Annotated in this window: 16 protein-coding genes, 1 pseudogene and 2 other annotated features; of the genes and pseudogenes, 13 read left to right on the top strand and 4 right to left on the bottom strand. The window is 33.2% G+C overall.

Annotation, left to right across the window (positions count from 1 at the left end; all coding sequences use genetic code 11):
• Positions 1-44: 44 nt before the first annotated feature.
• Both pstC and pstA read left to right on the top strand, forming a co-directional pair.
• Complete coding sequence (gene pstC / locus RAH41_RS10845; protein ID WP_331222498.1) at positions 45-941, top strand: phosphate ABC transporter permease subunit PstC; 897 nt, start codon at positions 45-47, stop codon at positions 939-941.
• On the top strand, positions 938-1,825 hold the full coding sequence (gene pstA, locus RAH41_RS10840; RefSeq protein WP_331222496.1) for a phosphate ABC transporter permease PstA: 888 nt from the start codon (positions 938-940) through the stop codon (positions 1,823-1,825). Before pstC ends, pstA begins: the two co-directional genes overlap by 4 nt.
• Before the next feature lie 124 nt (positions 1,826-1,949).
• Here pstA and RAH41_RS10835 read toward each other — a convergent pair whose 3' ends face one another.
• A complete protein-coding gene (locus RAH41_RS10835; protein WP_331222494.1) occupies positions 1,950-2,192 on the bottom strand; it encodes a hypothetical protein in 243 nt (80 codons plus the stop codon).
• Positions 2,193-2,435: 243 nt separating this feature from the next.
• Positions 2,436-2,670: a binding site (T-box leader), on the top strand.
• 61 nt (positions 2,671-2,731) lie between these two features.
• Between RAH41_RS10835 and RAH41_RS10830 the strand changes: the two genes are divergently transcribed.
• Entirely contained in the window at positions 2,732-4,084 is a 1,353-nt protein-coding gene (locus tag RAH41_RS10830; protein ID WP_331222492.1) for an amino acid permease, read from the top strand.
• Positions 4,085-4,359: 275 nt separating this feature from the next.
• Positions 4,360-4,857 (top strand): ABC transporter permease, encoded by a 498-nt coding sequence (locus RAH41_RS10825; RefSeq protein WP_331222490.1) that lies wholly within the window; start codon positions 4,360-4,362, stop codon positions 4,855-4,857.
• Between the two features lie 84 nt (positions 4,858-4,941).
• Here the strand turns inward: RAH41_RS10825 and RAH41_RS10820 are convergent.
• The 3 genes and pseudogenes from RAH41_RS10820 to dcuS all read right to left on the bottom strand — a co-directional run.
• Positions 4,942-5,262 (bottom strand): annotated as a pseudogene (locus RAH41_RS10820) (malic enzyme-like NAD(P)-binding protein); the annotation flags it as partial.
• Positions 5,263-5,409: 147 nt separating this feature from the next.
• On the bottom strand, positions 5,410-6,123 hold the full coding sequence (locus RAH41_RS10815) for a response regulator (RefSeq protein ID WP_331222488.1): 714 nt from the start codon (positions 6,121-6,123) through the stop codon (positions 5,410-5,412).
• The gene (dcuS, locus tag RAH41_RS10810; RefSeq protein WP_331222486.1) at positions 6,116-7,726 is read right to left on the bottom strand and encodes a DcuS/MalK family sensor histidine kinase; all 1,611 of its coding nucleotides are present in this window, start codon (positions 7,724-7,726) and stop codon (positions 6,116-6,118) included. The genes RAH41_RS10815 and dcuS overlap by 8 nt, the downstream gene beginning before the upstream one ends.
• A gap of 237 nt (positions 7,727-7,963) precedes the next feature.
• On the opposite strand from dcuS, the gene RAH41_RS10805 reads away from it, so the two are divergent.
• The 9 genes from RAH41_RS10805 to RAH41_RS10765 all read left to right on the top strand — a co-directional run bounded on the left by RAH41_RS10805 (position 7,964) and on the right by RAH41_RS10765 (position 18,977).
• Positions 7,964-9,214, top strand: coding sequence for a dicarboxylate/amino acid:cation symporter (locus tag RAH41_RS10805; RefSeq protein ID WP_331222484.1), 1,251 nt, complete (start codon positions 7,964-7,966; stop codon positions 9,212-9,214).
• A gap of 432 nt (positions 9,215-9,646) precedes the next feature.
• Positions 9,647-10,639, top strand: a complete 993-nt coding sequence (locus tag RAH41_RS10800; RefSeq protein WP_331222483.1) for a sugar-binding protein — start codon at positions 9,647-9,649, stop codon at positions 10,637-10,639.
• On the top strand, positions 10,629-12,056 hold the full coding sequence (locus tag RAH41_RS10795) for a sensor histidine kinase (protein ID WP_331222482.1): 1,428 nt from the start codon (positions 10,629-10,631) through the stop codon (positions 12,054-12,056). The genes RAH41_RS10800 and RAH41_RS10795 overlap by 11 nt, the downstream gene beginning before the upstream one ends.
• A gap of 11 nt (positions 12,057-12,067) precedes the next feature.
• Complete coding sequence (locus tag RAH41_RS10790) at positions 12,068-13,609, top strand: response regulator (protein WP_331222481.1); 1,542 nt, start codon at positions 12,068-12,070, stop codon at positions 13,607-13,609.
• Between the two features lie 377 nt (positions 13,610-13,986).
• Complete coding sequence (locus RAH41_RS10785) at positions 13,987-15,135, top strand: sugar-binding protein (protein WP_331222480.1); 1,149 nt, start codon at positions 13,987-13,989, stop codon at positions 15,133-15,135.
• A 111-nt stretch (positions 15,136-15,246) separates the two neighbouring features.
• Entirely contained in the window at positions 15,247-16,761 is a 1,515-nt protein-coding gene (locus RAH41_RS10780) for an ATP-binding cassette domain-containing protein (RefSeq protein WP_331222479.1), read from the top strand.
• 15 nt (positions 16,762-16,776) lie between these two features.
• Complete coding sequence (locus tag RAH41_RS10775) at positions 16,777-17,949, top strand: sugar ABC transporter permease (RefSeq protein WP_331222478.1); 1,173 nt, start codon at positions 16,777-16,779, stop codon at positions 17,947-17,949.
• Between the two features lie 208 nt (positions 17,950-18,157).
• Positions 18,158-18,316 carry a hypothetical protein gene (locus RAH41_RS10770; protein ID WP_331222477.1) on the top strand — a complete coding sequence of 53 codons (159 nt, stop codon included), beginning with the start codon at positions 18,158-18,160 and terminating at the stop codon, positions 18,314-18,316.
• 88 nt (positions 18,317-18,404) lie between these two features.
• Entirely contained in the window at positions 18,405-18,977 is a 573-nt protein-coding gene (locus RAH41_RS10765) for a histidine phosphatase family protein (RefSeq protein ID WP_331222475.1), read from the top strand.
• A 259-nt stretch (positions 18,978-19,236) separates the two neighbouring features.
• Positions 19,237-19,497 (top strand) — a binding site (T-box leader).
• The last annotated feature ends 68 nt before the right edge of the window (positions 19,498-19,565 follow it).

Here is a 19,565-nt window from a genome sequence, read left to right as displayed (position 1 = left end):
ACCAACTCTCAAACTAATTTATTAATGGATGATAGGGGTTTATCATGAATTTCAAAAAAAGAAACTTTTTTCTAATTGAATACCTTGGAAGAACTCTTGTAACTTTATGTGGTTTCTTAATGATCGGTATTACAATAGCAATAATAGGATTTATTGTTAGTAAAGGAATCCAATCATTTACAGTTAATGATATAAGTTTAAGTGATATTTTGTTTTCAAAACACTGGAGCCCAAATAATGCTTCAAATCCAACATATGGTGCTTTAATCTTTATTGTTGGCTCAATTCTAGTATCTGTTGGTGCTGTAATTATCGCTGCACCAATTGCGATTGCATTAGCAATTTTCATGAATTTTATTTCACCTAAGTTTGGTGAAAAAGTATTAATTCCAGTATTAGAAATTCTAGTCGGTATTCCTTCAGTAGTTTATGGATTTCTTGGCGTAACCGTATTAGTTCCTCTTATTAGAAATACAGTAGGTGGCGTAGGTTTTAGCTTAATTGCAGGGATTATAGTGCTTAGTATCATGATTTTACCTACAATTGCAAGTATAGCATCTGATGCTGTGCGAGCTGTTCCAAGAACATTTTTAGAAGCATCATATGGACTAGGTTCAACTAGATGGCAAGCAATTAAGATGGCAATTGTTCCAGCTGCAAAAACAAACATTTTAACTGCGATTGTCTTAGGTCTTGCTCGTGCTTTTGGTGAAGCATTAGCGGTACAAATGGTAATCGGAAATACAGTTAAGTTCCCTAATGGTATTTTTGACCCAACAGCAACTTTAACAGGGATTTTAACAATGGATATGGCAAATACATTAAATGGTACAGCTTGGAATAACACGCTATGGACTTTAGCAATGATCTTACTTTTAATATCCTTCCTATTTATTCTAGTCATTCGATTAATCGGAAGAAAAGGAGGATATGAATCATGATTGCAAGAAAAATGGATAAAATATGGACGGGAATACTTTGTTCAATAGCTGGTTTAGTTGTAATATTATTATTATTTTTATTAAGTGAAATTATTTTTAAAGGTTGGGGATTCTGGGACTTTGATTTCCTGTTTGGAAAACCTAGTAATATTCAAGCAGGCGGTGGGATTGGACCACAACTTTTTAATTCATTTTATATCTTAGTATTAACATTAATTATTTCAGTTCCGATTGGAGTAGGAGCAGGGATATATATGGCAGAATACGCAAAACCAGGTCGTTTTTTGAATTTCTTAAGATTATGTATTGAAACGTTAGCATCATTGCCTTCAATCGTAGTTGGCTTATTCGGTTTATTAGTTTTTGTAACGATGACTGGATGGGGTTACACTTTAATTGGTGGTGCACTTGCGATTTCAATTTTAAATCTTCCAAGTTTAACGAGGATAAGTGAAACAGCGTTATTAAATGTTCCTAAAACTAGTAAAGAAGGTAGTCTTGGATTAGGAGCTACAAAATGGCAAACAATTACTAAAATTAGTATCCCAACTGCAATTCCACAATTAATTACGGGAATTATTTTAGCAGCTGGCAGAATTTTTGGAGAAGCAGCGGCATTAATTTATACTGCTGGACTTACAACGCCGATTCTAAATAATGCTGCTCCATTAAATACACCAATGAATCCATTTAATATTTTTAGACCAGCAGAAACATTAACAGTTCATATTTGGAAATTAAATTCAGAAGGTATTGTTCCAGATGCGCAAAGTATCGCTACAAAATCTGCGGCAGTCTTAATCGTAATGATCCTATTATTTAATTTATTTGCCAGATTGTTTGCTAAATTTTTAAATAGACGCTTCACAGGGGCAAAAAGATAATCAAATAAGGATTTTAAAAAATCTCTATGGAAAATTCCGTAGAGATTTTTTGTATTAGAGAGCTTTATACATGTTGGGAGTGCTATTTTGATTGAAAATATTATTCTTAAGTAGTGATTAAAAGTTAAGTGTTTTTTATTATATCAACCTCACGAAGTAATGTATCTAAATGTTTTAAAATTGTTTGAGCTATTTGATGTTCTTTATTTTGTTCTAACTGTTCTTTAGCTACTTTAGATAATTTTGCATAATCGTGATGTGAATTTTGGTGATGCTTATCATTGGTTTCTGAGAAATTGAAAGCATTGCTAAGCTTTACACTTATTTCATTATGCATACTTTTCAGATTTTCAATCATTTCATTCATTCTTGGCATGCTCCATTTCGTTTAGTTTTTGTGGTATTTTTAAGTGGATTTATTTAGTTTTTTAGAGCTAACGAAATTGACAGAGGATACTTCAATTAAAAGGACTTTAAGATCTATTTTGCTATTGAATCAATAAGCTTATAATTTGTTTTTTGAAAAAAATTATCCTGAAAAAACTGTTGACAAGTATGCATCACGTCCGTATAGTATTAGTTATTATAAAAAATATTCAGAAATATTTATCGAAACGCAAAGATCAGGAGTAGTAAAAGTTAATTATTAGGCTAAGAGAGCTGCGGGTTGGTGCAACGCAGTCCAATGATACTTTGAACTTGCCTGGGAGTGGTAAAACGAATGATTAGATTTAATCTTTTCTCTTGTTTTAACGATTAACCTTCGTTACAAGGTTTTTAAAGTCGGGTTCGTAAAGAGCCAATAAGAGTGGTACCGCGGTAAGCTAAGGCATGTCGTCTCTTTCTTCATTTGATTATGAAGAATGAGATGATATGCCTTTTTTGATTTTTTTGGGAGGTTAGGATATGAAAACGGAAAAACGGAATTTACAAAGGACAATGACGTCAAGACATATTACGATGATGGCATTAGGCGGAGCTATTGGGGCAGGTTTATTTAAGGGAAGTAGTTCAGCAATTGATATGGCTGGACCATCCATTTTAATTGCCTACTTGCTAGGAGGCATCATCTTATTATTCATCCTACAAGGTTTAGCTGAAATGGCCGTTAGAAATAGCGATGCAAGAACATTCAGGGATCTTGTCCAATCTATTTTAGGAAAATATCCTGCTTATTTCCTTGATTGGATCTATTGGAAAATGTGGGTATTGAACATCACGGCCGAATCAATCGTAGCTGCCATTTTCATTCAATATTGGGTGCCTGACTATCCAATCTGGATACTGGCATTAGTTGTTTCAGTGTTAGTTACAACAATCAACTTACTATCAGTAAAGGTTTTTGCTGAAACTGAATATTGGCTTGCTTTAATTAAAATTACGGTCATCATTGTATTCATCTTAGCTGGATTCGTGTTATTGCTAGTGAATTTTGGAGATCACAAAGCAGTAGGTTTCTCTAACTTAACAGAACATGGTGGTTTCTTTCCGAATGGATCAACTGGTTTAATCTCGGCTATGCTGGTGGTAATTTATTCATATGGTGGTACTGAAATTATCGGAGTTACATTAGCAGAAACAAAAAATCCCGAAAAAGTAGTTCCAAAAGCCGTTCGAAGTACATTGGTCAGAATCATTTCTTTTTATATCATTCCATTTTTCATTATCGTTAGTTTAATTCCTTGGAACAAAGTAAACGGGGTTCCTGAAAGTCCATTTGTGATGGTCTTTAAAATGATTGGAATTCCTGGTGCTGACCATATTATGAACGCCGTTGTTCTAATAGCGATTATTTCATCGATGAACTCTGGATTGTATGGTTCATCCCGCGTTCTGTATACGCAAGCTGCGGACGGTCGCATCCCAAAAATCTTTTCAAGATTATCTAAGAGGAAAGTTCCTGTATACGCAATTTTAATGTGTACATCCACTTTATTTGGTGGAGTACTGATTTCCTTATTTGCTGGTAGTAAAACATTTGATTTCCTGATGGGTTCGCTTGGATATACTGTATTATTCATCTGGTTGATTATTGCCTTTGCCCATTTAAAATCTCGTAAACAGTCATCTGGAAAAACAAGTGCCTATTTGGTTAAATGGTTCCCATATACGACTTGGGCTGTAATCATCGCGTTAATGTTGATTCTAATCGGAATCATATTCACGACACCAATCATCGTTACGATTATTACACTTTGCATTTATATCTTTATTACCATGACGTATTTATGGAAAAAACGCCTTAACAAAAACTTGTAAATGAGATAGTAGTAATGATTGAAATAGATGTTGAAAATGGTTTACTTAAGGCAGCTCATGCAGCGACTAAACTAATGCTATACATGTTCTTCCATTAATAGGTGCTTTACTCTAATGAGTAAAGCCTTTTTTTTAATGACTAGATCAGAAAGTTAATTTAACTGAGCCTATCAGAGAATAACATTTAAGTTGCCATAAGTACTCGCTAAGGGACAAGCATACAATCACTTAAAAACTCGTCTCAATATAATGATAGGAGTTTATTAGAGAGTGAAGTGAAAAGTGTGCCTCCAAAAATGAAAAAACCAGATGATTCAAATGAAGAGAATATTAATATAGCATCGGCTTTTAGAGCTATAAGCAATACAACTCAAACTGTACCTGAAAATACTTTTGTAAAAGTAAACTACCAACAAAAACAATTTGATTTAGCAAATGAATATAATCAGTTTACTTCAACATTTAGGCCCAAAAATAATGGAGTCTACTTGGTATCTGCAACAATTACTTTTTTTCCAGTTAACAACAATGTCAATTATAGAGCACGGATTGAAATTCGGGTGAATGGAAAACCTGCAATCGCTATAGATAATGATTTTTTTGGTCCGATCCTTTTTGGAAATACTGTAAATGTTTCAACAATCCTGAAACTAAGTGCTATGGATAAAGTTGAGGCTTTTGCCCAAAGTAGCCTAGCTGGTACGATTGATGCCAATGTTGATGGTGAAGTTAGTACTCATTTTGAAGCTGCGAGATTTCCGTCTCCATCCTAAAAAAAGAGAGGGAAGAGAGAAAAAAAAAACTAAACTAGTATTGAAAAAGGCATTGACTAAAAGTCAGTGCCTTATTATTTTTTACTAATTTAATTTGTAGAAATAATTCTTTTCTTTGGCAGCACGTTCGTCTTGTGCATTTGGAATGACGTAGTTGGAATTTAATTCTTTTTCCGTAACGATTCTAGCAATTGTATAGGCAGCAGTCAGTTTCATTTCGGTTGTAATATTACTTGTTCTTGCATCAATTGCACCTCGGAAAATACCGGGAAATGCTAGTAAATTATTTACCTGATTAGGATAATCAGATCTCCATGTACCTACTACTGCTGCACCTGCTGCAATCGCATCTTCTGGATAGATTTCAGGGATAGGGTTAGCCAGTGGAAAGACGATTGGATCTTTTGCCATTGATTTAAAATAGTCGAACTTCAATGCCCCAGTTGGTAATCACTTTCAGTTATTATCAACTTTACCCTAAAAAATAATTTAGAAGATAAATAGGTTATGTAATTAATCAACGTTTTAAAATTAAAAAAGTGGCAAGGCTTTTTAAAGTAATATATTCACATGTTTTAGTTTATCTAATTTTAGCGTGTACAAATAGACTGGTCTTCCAATTCCATATGTTAATGACTCTTCAAGAGCACCAAGACTGGTTAGAAACTTCAAATATTTTCGTATCGACACTCGTGATATAAGGGTAGTTTCAGAGATATCATCTGTTGTAAACTGACTGTTTCCTTTTGACTTGATCACATTTATGACTACCTGTAAAGTACTACTAGTTAAGCCTTTAGGCAAATTACTCATTGCGTCTCCAATAGTTTTTTGATCGATACTAAAGAACTGTTCATCTAGATCTTCCTGACTAAACAAATTTTTAGTTGCAAAAAAATTATATTTATCTTTATATTTCATCAAGGCCTGATTAAATCTTTCAAACTCAAACGGTTTAATTAAATAATCTATTGCACCATATCTTATAGCTGTACGGATTTTTTCTTTATCTGCAGCTGCAGTTATTAGAATGACATCTACTGCCATGTTTTGTTCTCTAATAAAGCTAAGTAATTCAAGTCCAGTCGATCCAGGCATATAAACATCTAGCAAAATAAGGTCTACCTGTTCATTTTTAAGGAACTCAATGGCATCTTTCACGGAATGAGTAATTCCTAATAAACTGAAACCTTTAATCTCTTTAAGATAACGTTTGTTGAATTCAGCAACCATCGGATCATCTTCTACAATTAAGACATTAATCATGATCATACCTCTTTTCTTCATATGGAATTTGTATATGGAATTCAGTCCCTAACTGTAATTTTGAGTCGATAATTAATCCCCCGTTTAGGTTTTGGATGCTATTTGCAACCAAATAAAGGCCATAGCCACGATTTTCTCCTTTTGTGGAAAAACCTTTTTCAAATACTTTCTTTTGTAATTCATCAGACATGCCAGGTCCTGAATCTAAAACTTCGATTGTTAAAAATTTCTCAGTGTAATTAAAATTTACTTCCAATGTTTTTTCATCAGTATCAGACATTGCTTCTATCGAGTTATCAATCAAATTCCCAAGAATGGTTATTAATTCTTGAGTGAACTGAGGATCTTTTGGCTCTGGTATGACATTATTACATTCAAAAGATAGCTCTACATTTTCTTCCCTAGCATAACTTAATTTTCCCATAATAAATCCAGCCAGAGCAGGGTCTTTAATGGTTTGAGTAATATTTCCAAATTCTTGATTTTGATAGTTCACTAAAGTCCGGATAAAATCTGATAATTCATCATAAGATTTCATTTGGACCATCCCAAGAATGACGTGAAGTCGATTCATAAATTCATGGGACTGGGCGCGAAGGGATTCGGCATACATTTTTACCCCTGTTAATTGTTCGGCCAACTGATTTACTTCGGTCTTATCTCGGAAAGTGGAAATCGCCCCTACGACTTCACCATTTACTAGAAGTGGAACTCGGTTAACGAGGATGGAGATACCGTTTATGTTTTGTTCTTCATCTAATTCAGGTTTACCTGTTTCTAAAACATAATCTAATCTTGTTGATGGCATATACTCATCTATTTTCATGCCAACAGGTTTTTGAGAAAGTCCAGCCTTTTGAAAGATTTGTAATGCCGATTTATTTACCAAAGTAATGATCGATTGATTATCGACTGCGATAATTCCCTCATGAACGGATTGGAGCATTGTACTCCTCTCCTCAAGAATCTTTGCAATGGCAAAGGGTTCGAGTCCCAGCAATATCCTTTTAATAAACCTTGCAAGTAAAATGGCACCAATAATGCCTATTATTAAACCAAGAATTGTAACGATCAGAATGTTCCAATGACTTTTGCCAAGTACGGACTCTACACTCTTAAGTGATATTCCGACTGCTACTACGCCGATTTGTTCATTTCTTCCATTGTATATAGGGGTAAAAGCACGAACTGATTCACCTAATGTACCATGTGAGATCGATATATATTCTTTACCCTTTAGTGCTGCTTTTTCATCACCACCAACAAAATGTTTGCCAATTTTTTCTGGGTTTGGATGGGATTTACGTATTCCGTTCATATCCATTACAACAATAAATAATACATTTGTGGCGGTTTGAATGTCCTTTGTATAATCTTGAATTGCAGTAGTGGGCTGTTTGTCACTTATTTCATCAATTACAAGTTGAGATTTAGCAACAGTTCTGGCTACAATTATGGCCTTTTCTTCTTGATTTTTTATAAGTTTATTACTGACATTGTTACTTATTAATAAATCAGTAATCATTAAAGAGAGTAGAACAACTAAACAAACAAAAAAAATGATAATTGTACTTAATTTAAATCTAAATCGCTGATCGCGCACATTTACCTCCGTAAAATTACTAGTAATTATTAAAAGTTAGCATGATTTTATTCATACTTTTCCAATTTACTATAAAATATAGGCCAATTGAACGAAACATCTTGATTTTGTTACTTACTTTAATTACAAAACAATTTAAAAAGTTAATTTAACTATTTATAATGTTCACAAAATTGTAACATGTAAATAATTCAAAAAATGTAATCGTTTTCAAAAAGTGATAGGAGGATAAGGGCAATGAGGATTAATTTTAAAAGTCTTACAACTCAAGTTATTCTTGGTATTTTTCTAGGTGTTTTGGTAGGGTTCGTATATCCAGATTTCGGTTCACAGTTAAAGGTTATTGCTGATATTTTTATAAAACTAGTAAAAGTTGTGATTGCACCGATTATTTTCTTAACCATTGTGATTGGAATTGCGGGTATGGGGGATATAAAGAAAGTTGGCAAAATTGGTGGGAAGGCCTTACTTTATTTTGAAATCGTTTCGACAATCTCTTTAGTGATTGGTATTATTGTTGCAAATATATTAAAGCCGGGTAAAGGGATTGATGCAACTTCAGGAAAAGGAGATATTACGCAATATACAAAGGCAGCTGCGGAAACAAGCCATGGTTTTATGGACTTTATCGCCTCAATTATACCTGATAGCTTTATTGGAGCATTTGCAAATGGTCAGCTTCTACCAGTGCTTCTACTAGCAATAATGTTTGGCATTTCTCTTGCCCATTTAGGCAAGAAAGGCAAACCGGTTATAGAGCTTTTTGAAAAATTGACTGAAGTGTTCTTCGGAATTGTAAATATTATCATGAAAGTTTCTCCATTTGCCGCATTCGGTGCGATGGCATATACAATTGGAGAATTCGGTATCGGCTCTCTGTTATATCTTGGAAAACTAATGGGATCTGTTTACTTAACAATGGCGTTATTCATTGTTCTAGTTCTTGGCGGAATTGCTAAAATGTTCGGTTTTAATATCTTTAAATTTATTGCTTATATAAAAGAAGAAATCCTTCTTGTTGTTGGAACTTCATCATCTGAGGCAGCGTTGCCGAAAATGATGGAAAAGCTTGAGAAATATGGATGTTCAAAATCAGTAGTAGGACTAGTTATTCCAACAGGTTATTCTTTTAATCTTGATGGAACATCTATCTATCTCTCAATGGCAGCATTGTTTATAGCACAAGCTTATGGCGCTGATTTAAGCATGTTGCAGCAGATTACGTTACTAGGAGTCTTAATGCTGACTTCTAAAGGCGCTGCGGGAGTTACTGGTTCCGGATTTGTGACATTAGCCGCAACATTAGCTGTATTTCCATCCATCCCAGTAGAGGGAATGGCACTCATTCTTGGTGTTGACCGTTTCATGTCGGAAGCACGCGCAGTTACTAATCTTATTGGAAACGGTGTTGCTACTGTTGTAGTATCAAAGTCTGAAGGGGAATTTCATCCGACCTACGAGTTTGAGGAAACAAAAATGACAGTTTAAGTTAGAAAATGTGATCTAACATTTTGAATTCTGAACAAATTAAGTGAAAGAAAAAAATTATAGAAACGATATTGTAAAAGTGCACAGATATTTTGTGCACTTTTTTGAGTCAACCAATGGTTATTGAGATTGGTTAAAATTCTTGGGTTTGTAAGAGGAATAACATACATAGATACAATAAAATTTATGAAAATGATGATCTCCTATTTATAGAAAGGAGATCATTTTTATTGAAAAAATTTCAATATAACGATTTAAAATTTTATGAGAGATGTTTGACTAACAAATAAAGTATAGTACAACGTCAAACTTATTTATAAAACAATTGGGAAAATTAGTATTTAACATAAAAGGGAAAAAATTGTAAAGTTTAATAGTCTTGTAAACTGTATAATCAAAATGTACTATTTTAATATAGGACTGGGGGACGTTATGGAAGAGAAAAAATGGTCGATTATTTTAACCGTACTTTTTTTATTGTTTGTTTATGTACTTATTCATTTTGAAATAAATGCTAGAAATATTGAAAATTCAGTTCAAAAATTACAGGATCGGGAAATAGAATCGAAGAAAAAACTCCATTTTGTCCTTATTTCGCAGGAGTATGATAATCCTTATTGGAGGAAAGTACAAGAAGGAGCAGATGTTGCTGCAGAAAAATATGGAGTGAATGTTGAATACATCGGTCCTTTACGGACAAGTCCAGAAGAACAAATTAAGTTATTAGAAAAGGCAATTGCCTCTCAGGTGGATGGTATTATCGTACAAAGTCTGGATGAGAATACTTTTTCGCCCGTAATAAATAAAGCGGTTACACAACATATCCCTGTTATTACAATTGATACAGATGCACCAAAAAGTAAGCGTATTGCTTATGTTGGAACAAATAATTTTAGCGCAGGAGAGCAGTTAGGAAAAGTTGTTGTAGAGGAAACGAATGGTGTTGGAAAAATTGGCGTTATTATAGGGAGTGAAAAATCAGAAAGTCAGCAGGCGAGACTAAACGGATTTTTAAGTATTGTTAAAAAGCATCCGAAATTAATAGTTAAGGATATTGAGTCCTCTAATATATCGATTATTCAAGCGAAGCTTCAAACTGAAAGTATGCTTCGTAATAATAAAGACATTTCAGTTATGGTTGGTACGAGTGCTTTAGACGCAATTGGTATTTTGAATGCATCAAAAAATTTAAAGTTAAATCAAGTTGAGATATTTGGATTTGATAATATTGAAGGTACACTTCAAGCAGTTCAAGATGATGCGATTAAAGCAACCGTTATTCAGAAGCCATATGAAATGGGCTTTCAATCTGTAGGATTATTAATCGACTGGTTACATGGAAAAGTTATTAATAAAGAAAATTTTACACCAACCGAGGTGGTGACGAAAGAAACGTTGATCAGGAGGAGAAACGTTGAAAATTAGGACAAAGTTATTTATTTTTATCCCTATTCTAGTTATTTTATTAAATCTAGTTTCGTTTTTTGTTTTTGAAAATAGTAAGAAAGTTCAAGAGAGTTATAATTTAATGATTAATAAAATATTTTTATATAAACAAATCTCATCTGAAACTCAGGAAAACTTAAGTTTAGTTAGTAGTTATATTATTAATCCACAGCCAAAAAACTATCGATCAATTTTGCAGCATAAAAGCAATTTACAGAAGTTAAAAAAAGAATTATTAACACATAATGCTACTAAAAATAATCAGCTTGTGTTAGAAAATTTCACCCATATGATTGATTCTTTTCTAGAGTTAGAATCATCCATTACGGATAATTTAGTCTCTCAAAATTTTTCAAGTTATACAGATCAATATCGGGATATAGAGAAAATATCAGGGTTTATTAGAGAAGATAGTCAAAACTTAGTTGATTTAGAACTAAGTAATTATCAGCCTATTTTTGGAAAAATTATTGCGAATACTCAGTCTATGAATCAATTAGGTGTCCAGTTGTTCGTTATAACGACTATCATTAGTATTGTTTTTGCAATATGGTTGTCTAGAAGTATTGTCATTCCAATTAATCGATTAGTTTATATGGCTAAACAAATTGGTAAAGGTAATTTCAATGTAGCCCCCCCTACATTGTATCGAAATAATGAAATCGGTATTCTTGGTAAAATCCTCAATGAAATGTCTAAGAATTTAAGCAATTTAATGATAAAAAATATTGAAATAGTAGAGAAGGATCGCCTTGTGAAGGAACTTGAGTTAAAAGCTTTACAAAGTCAGATAAACCCGCATTTCCTATTCAATACATTAAACGTTATTTCTAAGTTAGCTTATATTGAAGGGGCTGAGCAAACGAGTGATCTAACGGTATCGACTTCGAATTTACTTCGTTATAATTTACGAAAATTAGACGAGCCTGTAACTCTTTTGGAAGAAGTTAAGAATGCTGAGGAATACTTTTCGATCCAAAAGGCGAGGTTTAGAGATCGTGTACGCTTTGAATTAAATATAGATGAGTCCTGTTTAGGAAATAAAGTTCCTTGTTTAACATTACAACCACTTCTTGAAAACGCATTTATACACGGTATCGAGGGGATGGAGCAAGGAGCAGTAATAGGGATTACAATTAAGAATCATGAAAAATATATTAACATCGAAATTTATGATAATGGTGCTGGTATGAATGAAGAGACTAGAGAGGCTCTTTTAACGTCGTCTATGCCAATCATCTCTCAAAAAAGCTCAACAGGGTTAGGTACAACAAATGTGTTTAAACGCTGGCGCCTCTTTTATGGAGAAGAAAATACTGTTGATATCAAAAGTGAAATAAATAAAGGGACAACCATTTTTTTAAAACTTCCTGTCTCATCAAAATTTGAAAATTGAAGGAGGAAACTATGTACCGCTTATTAATTGTAGATGATGAACCATTAGAGCGTGAGGGACTTGAATTGATGATTAACCGTTCAATGCCTAATCAATTTCAATTTGAACAGGCTGAAAATGGACGAGTTGCGATTGAGAAGTCAATTGAATACCAGCCTCATATTATCTTTATGGATATAAAAATGCCTGGTATTCAAGGGCTTGAAGCAGTTTCAGTTATAAAACAAAAATTACCTGATACAAAAATATTCATTGTCACTGCATATGATTACTTTACATATGCACAAGAAGCTATTTCATTAGGTGTTAAAGATTATATTTTAAAGCCTGCTAAACGAGATCATATCATCTCTTTACTTCAAAAGATGATCGATGAAATAGAAGATGACCATAAGAAAAGATTACAAGAGTTAGAGGCTATTGAAAATTTATCGATTATACGTCCTCTCACTGAAAATGAATATACGTTAATGTTAATGTTTAATACTGTTCAAGAGCTTAATGTGTCTCAATTATCTAGTATTCTTGGTTTTGAAATCGAGTTAGGTTATGCGAACGTCATAAAATTGCCTACAGAAATTAGTCAAAATGATAAGGAGCAAAGGAGAATTTATGAATGTGTTAGGCATTTTATGAAATCTTCGAGGAATTGTTTAATTAGCCCTGTTGTAGATGGCCAATTAGCGATATTTATTCCAGTAAAGCCAAATCGAGAAGCAGATCTTCAATCGCTTGTACACTATCAAGATGCTTTAAAAACGATTGAATATATAGAAAATCAAACTGGTTATCAAACAGTGATTGGTATTGGGTCTTTAAAGCAAGGAGTTGAAGGGTTACGACAGTCCTTTAAGGAGGCATACCAAGCAAGTTTAGAGTGTGATGACTTAACACGTGTTAATCTGCATTCAGTAAATCTATCTTTAAGTATACCGGATGAGGAAAAACAAGTTTTAATTGACGCTTTTAGAAAAGCTGATTTAGAAGACGTTATAAACCAATTTAATATTTTATATGAAAGACTTGTTAATTATAATGTTAAGCAAGCTAGAAGGGAATTAAATTCACTATTTAATCAAATTTTCCAATCACTCCGTAGCTCATCGATTGAAGTTGAGAAATTTCAGATTCCAGACATTAACGATATCAGTCAATTGAAGATGATTGTGGAGAAACAAATCATTCATTTAATTACAAAAATCGATCGAGAAAAGGAAATCAAAACCAATCATCTGATGATATTGGCCAGGGAATATATCGCTCATCACTTCATTGAGGATCTCTCACTTGAGCAAGTGGCTAACTATTTAAAATTGAATCCTGTTTACTTTAGTAAACTATTTAAAAAGCAAACAGGTGAAACTTTCAGTGATTATTTAATGAATTTGAGAATTAATAAAGCAAAACAATTAATGGAAAAAAGAGAATTAAATTTAAAAGAAATTTGTTACCAAGTGGGCTATAATGATCCAAATTATTTTAGCCGAGTATTTAAAAAATGTACGAATGAATCTCCTAAGGAATATCGAAAAAAGGTATTAATGAATAGTTAAAGAGAATAAGAGGAGAATTGAATACTTGAATTTGAACTGCTGATAAAAGATTACTTACAATATGTGAATATTTATTGTTAAAAGAGTCAACGACGAACTTAATGATCGTATATACGAATTGCTTTTTAATTTGTACATACTTTTATTAGTTTTAAGTTTTACTCTTTTTTTGTTTTTATATGAAAATTATCTGCACTAATATGTCCTAAAGTTAAAATAATGCTAGTTTTAATATTCTGAATGTAAACGTTTTCTGAAGTTAGGTAAATTAGTGCAGATAATAGACAAAAGAGTGAAGGAAATGAGTAAGCGTTTTCAATAAAAATCGTGATAACCTTATTTATGAAAGCGTAACCAGAAAAAAAGGGGGAAACATTTTGAAAAAGTTATCAAAGATTTTTGCAATAATTTCTGTATTTTTAGTAATGACTCTTGTTGCAGCTGGATGTGGATCTTCAGCAACATCAAGTGATAGCACTTCTGCTGGTAAGAAAAGTAAAGATGGTAAAGTTGATATTGGTATCGTTTTACCTACGAAAGATGAGCCTCGTTGGACTCAAGATGAAACTCGTTTTAAAAATGCTTTAAAAGATACAGATTATTCAGTTGAAATTTTATTCTCACAAGGTGACTCTGCAAAAGAAAAAGCAAATGTTGATTCTTTAATTGCAAAAGGCATCAAAGTTTTAATTATTTGTCCTCAAGACGGTGCTGCTGCTGCTGCTTCAGCTGAAGCTGCAAAAGCTGCTGGTGTTAAAGTGATTTCTTACGATCGTTTAATTACAGGTACTGACGCAGTTGATTACTATGTATCATTTGATAGTGTTGCTGTAGGTGCTGCACAAGCACAATATCTTGTAGATCATGCATCAGGTAAATCAGGTCAACCTTTATACCTATACGCAGGTGCTGCATCTGATAACAATGCATTCTTATTCTTCCAAGGTGCTTGGAAAGTTCTTCAACCAAAAATTGCTGATGGCACATTCAAAGTTGAGAATTCAGCTGCTGCAAATAGCTTAAAAGCTAAAGCTGATTTAACTCGTGATGAGCAAGCAAAAATTATTGGTCAAGTTACAACTAACTGGGATTTCAATGTGGCTAAAAACTTAGCTTCATCTAACTTAACTAAAGCTTCAAAAGCTGATAAAGGCGATGTATTAGTTCTTGCTCCAAACGATGGAACTGCTCGTTCAATCGCTGATACATTTAAATCAGATAAAGACGTATCTTCATATGTAATTTCTGGTCAAGATGCTGAAAAAGCTTCTGTACAATACATTATTGATGGAAAACAATCTATGACTGTTTTCAAAGATGTTCGTACTTTAGTTAAAGATGCAATCGCTACTGCAACTTCAATCTTAAAAAATGAAACACCTGATGCTTCAGGCGTTACAAACAATGGTAAAGCTGATATCAAAACAAAACAAACAGATATTATTGTTGTTGACCAAAGCTCAGTGAAGAAAGACTTAGTTGATTCTGGATACTATAGTGCTTCAGACTTCACTGGATTGAAGTAATTTATAAAAGGAAAACCTTGCAAAATAGTGATGGTCTAACCGTCACTATTTTGTTAATTATTCAATTTAGTCAATGACTCAAGTAGATGGCAAATTCGGGAGACGGATCATATGAGTGAATTTATTTTAGAGATGAGAAATATCTCAAAAGAATTTCCAGGTGTTAAAGCTTTAAGTGATGTAAACTTCAAAGTTAAAAAAGGTGAAATACATTGCTTAGTTGGTGAAAATGGTGCTGGAAAATCAACCTTAATGAAAGTTTTAAGTGGTATTTATCCATTTGGAACATATACAGGCGATATTGTTTTTGAAGATGAGGTTCAAAAGTTTTCAAAAATAAGTGATAGTGAAAAAAAGGGTATCGGGATCATTTATCAAGAGTTATCTCTTTTTCCAGAGCTGTCTGTATATGAAAATATTTTTATCGGACATGAAATTAAAAAGGGAATGACCGTTGATTTCAATGAAACGATTGTAAGTGCAATTGAATTGCTAAAAAAAGTAAAACTAGACGTAAATCCTGACGTGCAAATTAAAGAGTTAGGCGTAGGTAAGCAACAACTTGTTGAAATAGCAAAAGCACTTAGTAAAGATGTTAAATTGCTAATTCTCGATGAGCCTACTGCTGCCTTAAATGAAGATGATAGTGAAAACCTACTTTTCTTGATGGGAGAATTAAAGAATCAAGGAATTTCTTGTATTATGATTTCGCATAAACTTAAAGAAGTAATTGCTGTCGCTGATACTGTTACTGTACTTCGCGACGGGAAAACAATTTGCTCTTTAAATAAAGAAGAAATCACCGAAAACACAATAATAAAGCACATGGTTGGTCGCGAAATTGACGATATTTATCCGAAGCGTCCAAACCAAAAGTTTGGTAAAGTTTCATTAGAATTAAAAGACTGGAATGTATATGATCCAAAATTAGGTCGAAAGATTCTTCATAATATCAACCTAAATGTTCGAAAAGGTGAAATTATCGGTATTGCAGGTTTGATGGGATCAGGTCGAACTGAACTTGCGAAAAGTATTTTTGGAAATCCTACAAATTTCAAACTTGACGGTTCCGTTTTAGTACAAGGTGAGCAAAAGCGTTTTAAACATCCAAAAGATGCAATAAAAGCTGGAGTAGCCTATGTAACAGAGGATCGTAAAGGCGATGGATTAATTCTAGAACAAGATATTAAAAACAATATTTCAATTACGAACTTATTTGAAATTTCGAAAACAAGTGTAATCAATCAACATGAAGAAATCGTTGTCGCAAATAATTATTTAAACAAGTTAAACATAAAAGCTCCTTCAATCACTTCAATCGTTGGAAAATTAAGTGGGGGTAATCAGCAAAAAGTATCATTGAGTAAATGGTTATTTACGAATCCAAACGTACTTATTCTCGATGAACCAACTCGTGGAATAGACGTAGGTGCAAAATTTGAAATCTATAGTTTTATGAATCTACTGGTTGAACAAGGCATGAGCATTATCATGATTTCCTCTGAACTTCCAGAAGTCCTTGGTATGAGTGACCGAATTTATGTTATGGCTGAAGGTAAAATAACCGGGGAATTATCAAGAGATGAAGCAACTCAAGAGAGCGTTATGGCTCTAGCTACCGTTTAAGAGAGGTTGAATAGAATGAACTTTTTTCAAGAAGCAGGCATGTTATTAAGGAAAAACATCCGTGAATATGGAATGTATATTGCTCTTGCAGTAATAATGTTAGTATTTACTTTAAATACAGATGGACTATTTATGTCATCTCGTAATTTAAGTGATTTAATCAATATGACAGGTTATGTAGCTGTTCTTGCTGTAGGGATGACACTAGTAATTGTCATTCGTCATATTGACCTTTCAGTTGGGTTTGTAGCTGGTTTTCTAGGAGCAGTGGTTGCTCTATTTCTAACACATGGCATGCCAGTTTGGATCTCAATCATTGCAGTTCTAGTATTTGGCGCTATTATTGGTTTAATAAATGGATTCTTCGTTGCTAATTTAGGAATTCCATCATTCGTAGTTTCACTAGCGGGAATGTTAATATTCAAGGGATTACTACTAATGTCTCTTGTTAAAACTGGTACGATCATCGTTGCTAATGAAAGTTTCAAGGCAATTGGAAATGGCTATATTCCTAGTTTAGGAGATTTAAATGGCTTACACGTATCAACACTATTAATTGGTGCGATCTGTATCATTCTTCTTATATGGAGTGACTTTAAAAAGAGAAGCGTAAACATCAAGTACGGTTTTGAAGTACTTTCAATGCCAATGCAAATTCTAAAATTAGTATTTATTTCTGGTATCATTGGTTACATTTGCTATATTCTTGCAGGCTATCAAGGGATTTCTTGGACTGCTGTGATTATGTTTATTGTTGTAGTAGTTTATCATTTCATTACAACTAGAACTCCTTTAGGCCGTCACATTTATGCTGTTGGTGGAAACCCTGAAGCAGCTCAGTTAAGTGGAATTAGCGTAAAGAAAATCACTTACATTGTATTCGGTTCAATGAGTATGCTTGCAGCCCTTTCAGGCGTATTGTTTACAGCTCGACTTGCATCTGCTTCTCCCCAAGCAGGTACAATGTTTGAATTAGATGCAATTGCTGCAGCTTATGTAGGTGGTGTTTCTGCTGCTGGTGGAGTTGGTAAAGTAACAGGTACAATTATCGGTGCATTCGTAATGGCTTCATTAACAAGTGGGATGAACTTAATGGGTATTGATATCTCATACCAATACATCATTCGAGGAGCAGTACTTGTTCTTGCAGTTGTGTTTGACGTAATGACACGCAATAAAGGGAAATAATATAGAAAAACAGAAACAGTCAATTGTAGTGGCTTGTTTCTGTTTTTTTATTTTTTACGATTTGAATTTGTTAAAGCGGATTGAGGTTATCTTATGCGACTTAAATGGTAGGTTAGTTGAACATAAGTTATCAAAAAAACAACAAAATTAATTCCAAAATATGTTAACATTTATCAGACGGTAATTAATTTTTAGGAGTTTTCTAACTATGAAAAATAAATACACAGTACTTTTTTTACTTTTGTTTATTGCCTCAATTACGGGTGGCTTAGCACTTAAAAATGTTCTTGAATTTTCGATGATATTTGGTGTGGGATTAGGTCTTATATTTTTATCTTGCTCTTTTTATTTTGTAGGAAAAAGTTAGAAAAAACTAAGTGGATGTTAAATTTACTTTCCAACTAAAGTAATGAGTTAGTTTAGTAAGTACTAGAAAATAATCTTAGGAGTCTGCTATGGAAATTTCGTTGATAAGACATGGTAAATCTCAGTGGACTGAAGATAAACCAATAACTACAAGAGATTTTAAAAATTGGATACAAAAGTATGATGAGAATGGGGTATTTGAAGAAAAGAATTATCCATCAGAAACTTTAAAAATAGTCTCTAATACTAAAGTAATCATTACGAGTGATTTGGTAAGATCAATTAAATCAGCTGAGTTTTTGAATGCTTATGATATTACATCTAAAGCAAATCCATTGTTTCGTGAAACGGAATTACCTACTCCTTTTACAAATTTGTTTGGATTGAGGCTAAAACCCAGTATTTGGGCAGTAATATTGAGATGTCTATGGTTTTGTGGTTATTCAAGTAACTGTGAGTCATTAAATGATGCAAAAATTAGAGCTAAAAAAGCATCAAAATTATTAATAAAATATGCCCAAGAGCATACGGATATTGTATTGGTCGGACATGGCTTTTTTAATCTTTTGATTGCTAAAGAACTTAAAAAGACGGGTTGGAAAGCAAATAAAAAAACAAGTTCGAAACATTGGGATATAACCACATTTTCAATCGATGGTTAAAAGATTTCACATTTACTTTTTATGTAAATAACGCATGCGTGTGCAGATAAGCATCGATGAAAATTGAGTACAATAATGAATGAAACCTAAAATTTGATCAGCAATATTACTGGCTGAAAAAGCATAATAGCTACAGTGTTAGTCCAAATCATTATCATGTTTATTTGTTTAGAATAAAATAAAAAATGAAAAAAATATTGACATTCTCATTTTTATCTATAAAATAATCATTAATAAAATGTTTCAGAGATGTGACAATAGAACGACTGTGAAAGGACGAGTAGTAATAGGAAGTAGACAAAGCGAGTCAGGGGTGGTGTGAGCCTGATACGAAGCCTATTATGAAGAACCTCCTGGAGTCGCTAACCGAAATCCTTTTGAGGGAAAGTAGACTTAGCCGTGAACTTCGCCGTTAAAGAAGAACAGTATCGAGATCTCTCTAATCTCCGTACTGAATAAGTGAGCAACCTCTGTTGCTAATTTGGGTGGTACCGCGGAACCAAAGCCTTTCGTCCCAGTTTTTTTGGGAAAGAAGGGCTTTTTTTGTTGGCTTTTTTCCTTACATCCAAACATTTTAGGAGGAAATAA

This window comes from Gottfriedia acidiceleris (assembly GCF_036421055.1).
Lineage (GTDB): Bacteria > Bacillota > Bacilli > Bacillales > Bacillaceae_G > Gottfriedia > Gottfriedia acidiceleris_C.
Note: the sequence above shows the minus strand (reverse complement) of the source record. Positions and strands in the feature narration are given on the sequence as shown.

Excerpts from the sequence above, each read along its gene's own strand:
- RAH41_RS10835 (WP_331222494.1), bottom strand. The coding sequence starts at position 2,192 with ATGAATGAAATGATTGAAAATCTGAAAAGTATGCATAATGAAATAAGT.
- pstA (WP_331222496.1), top strand. The coding sequence starts at position 938 with ATGATTGCAAGAAAAATGGATAAAATATGGACGGGAATACTTTGTTCA.
- RAH41_RS10805 (WP_331222484.1), top strand. The coding sequence starts at position 7,964 with ATGAGGATTAATTTTAAAAGTCTTACAACTCAAGTTATTCTTGGTATT.
- pstC (WP_331222498.1), top strand. The coding sequence starts at position 45 with ATGAATTTCAAAAAAAGAAACTTTTTTCTAATTGAATACCTTGGAAGA.
- RAH41_RS10830 (WP_331222492.1), top strand. The coding sequence starts at position 2,732 with ATGAAAACGGAAAAACGGAATTTACAAAGGACAATGACGTCAAGACAT.
- RAH41_RS10790 (WP_331222481.1), top strand. The coding sequence starts at position 12,068 with ATGTACCGCTTATTAATTGTAGATGATGAACCATTAGAGCGTGAGGGA.
- RAH41_RS10775 (WP_331222478.1), top strand. The coding sequence starts at position 16,777 with ATGAACTTTTTTCAAGAAGCAGGCATGTTATTAAGGAAAAACATCCGT.
- RAH41_RS10815 (WP_331222488.1), bottom strand. The coding sequence starts at position 6,123 with ATGATTAATGTCTTAATTGTAGAAGATGATCCGATGGTTGCTGAATTC.
- RAH41_RS10770 (WP_331222477.1), top strand. The coding sequence starts at position 18,158 with ATGAAAAATAAATACACAGTACTTTTTTTACTTTTGTTTATTGCCTCA.
- RAH41_RS10780 (WP_331222479.1), top strand. The coding sequence starts at position 15,247 with ATGAGTGAATTTATTTTAGAGATGAGAAATATCTCAAAAGAATTTCCA.
- RAH41_RS10800 (WP_331222483.1), top strand. The coding sequence starts at position 9,647 with ATGGAAGAGAAAAAATGGTCGATTATTTTAACCGTACTTTTTTTATTG.
- RAH41_RS10765 (WP_331222475.1), top strand. The coding sequence starts at position 18,405 with ATGGAAATTTCGTTGATAAGACATGGTAAATCTCAGTGGACTGAAGAT.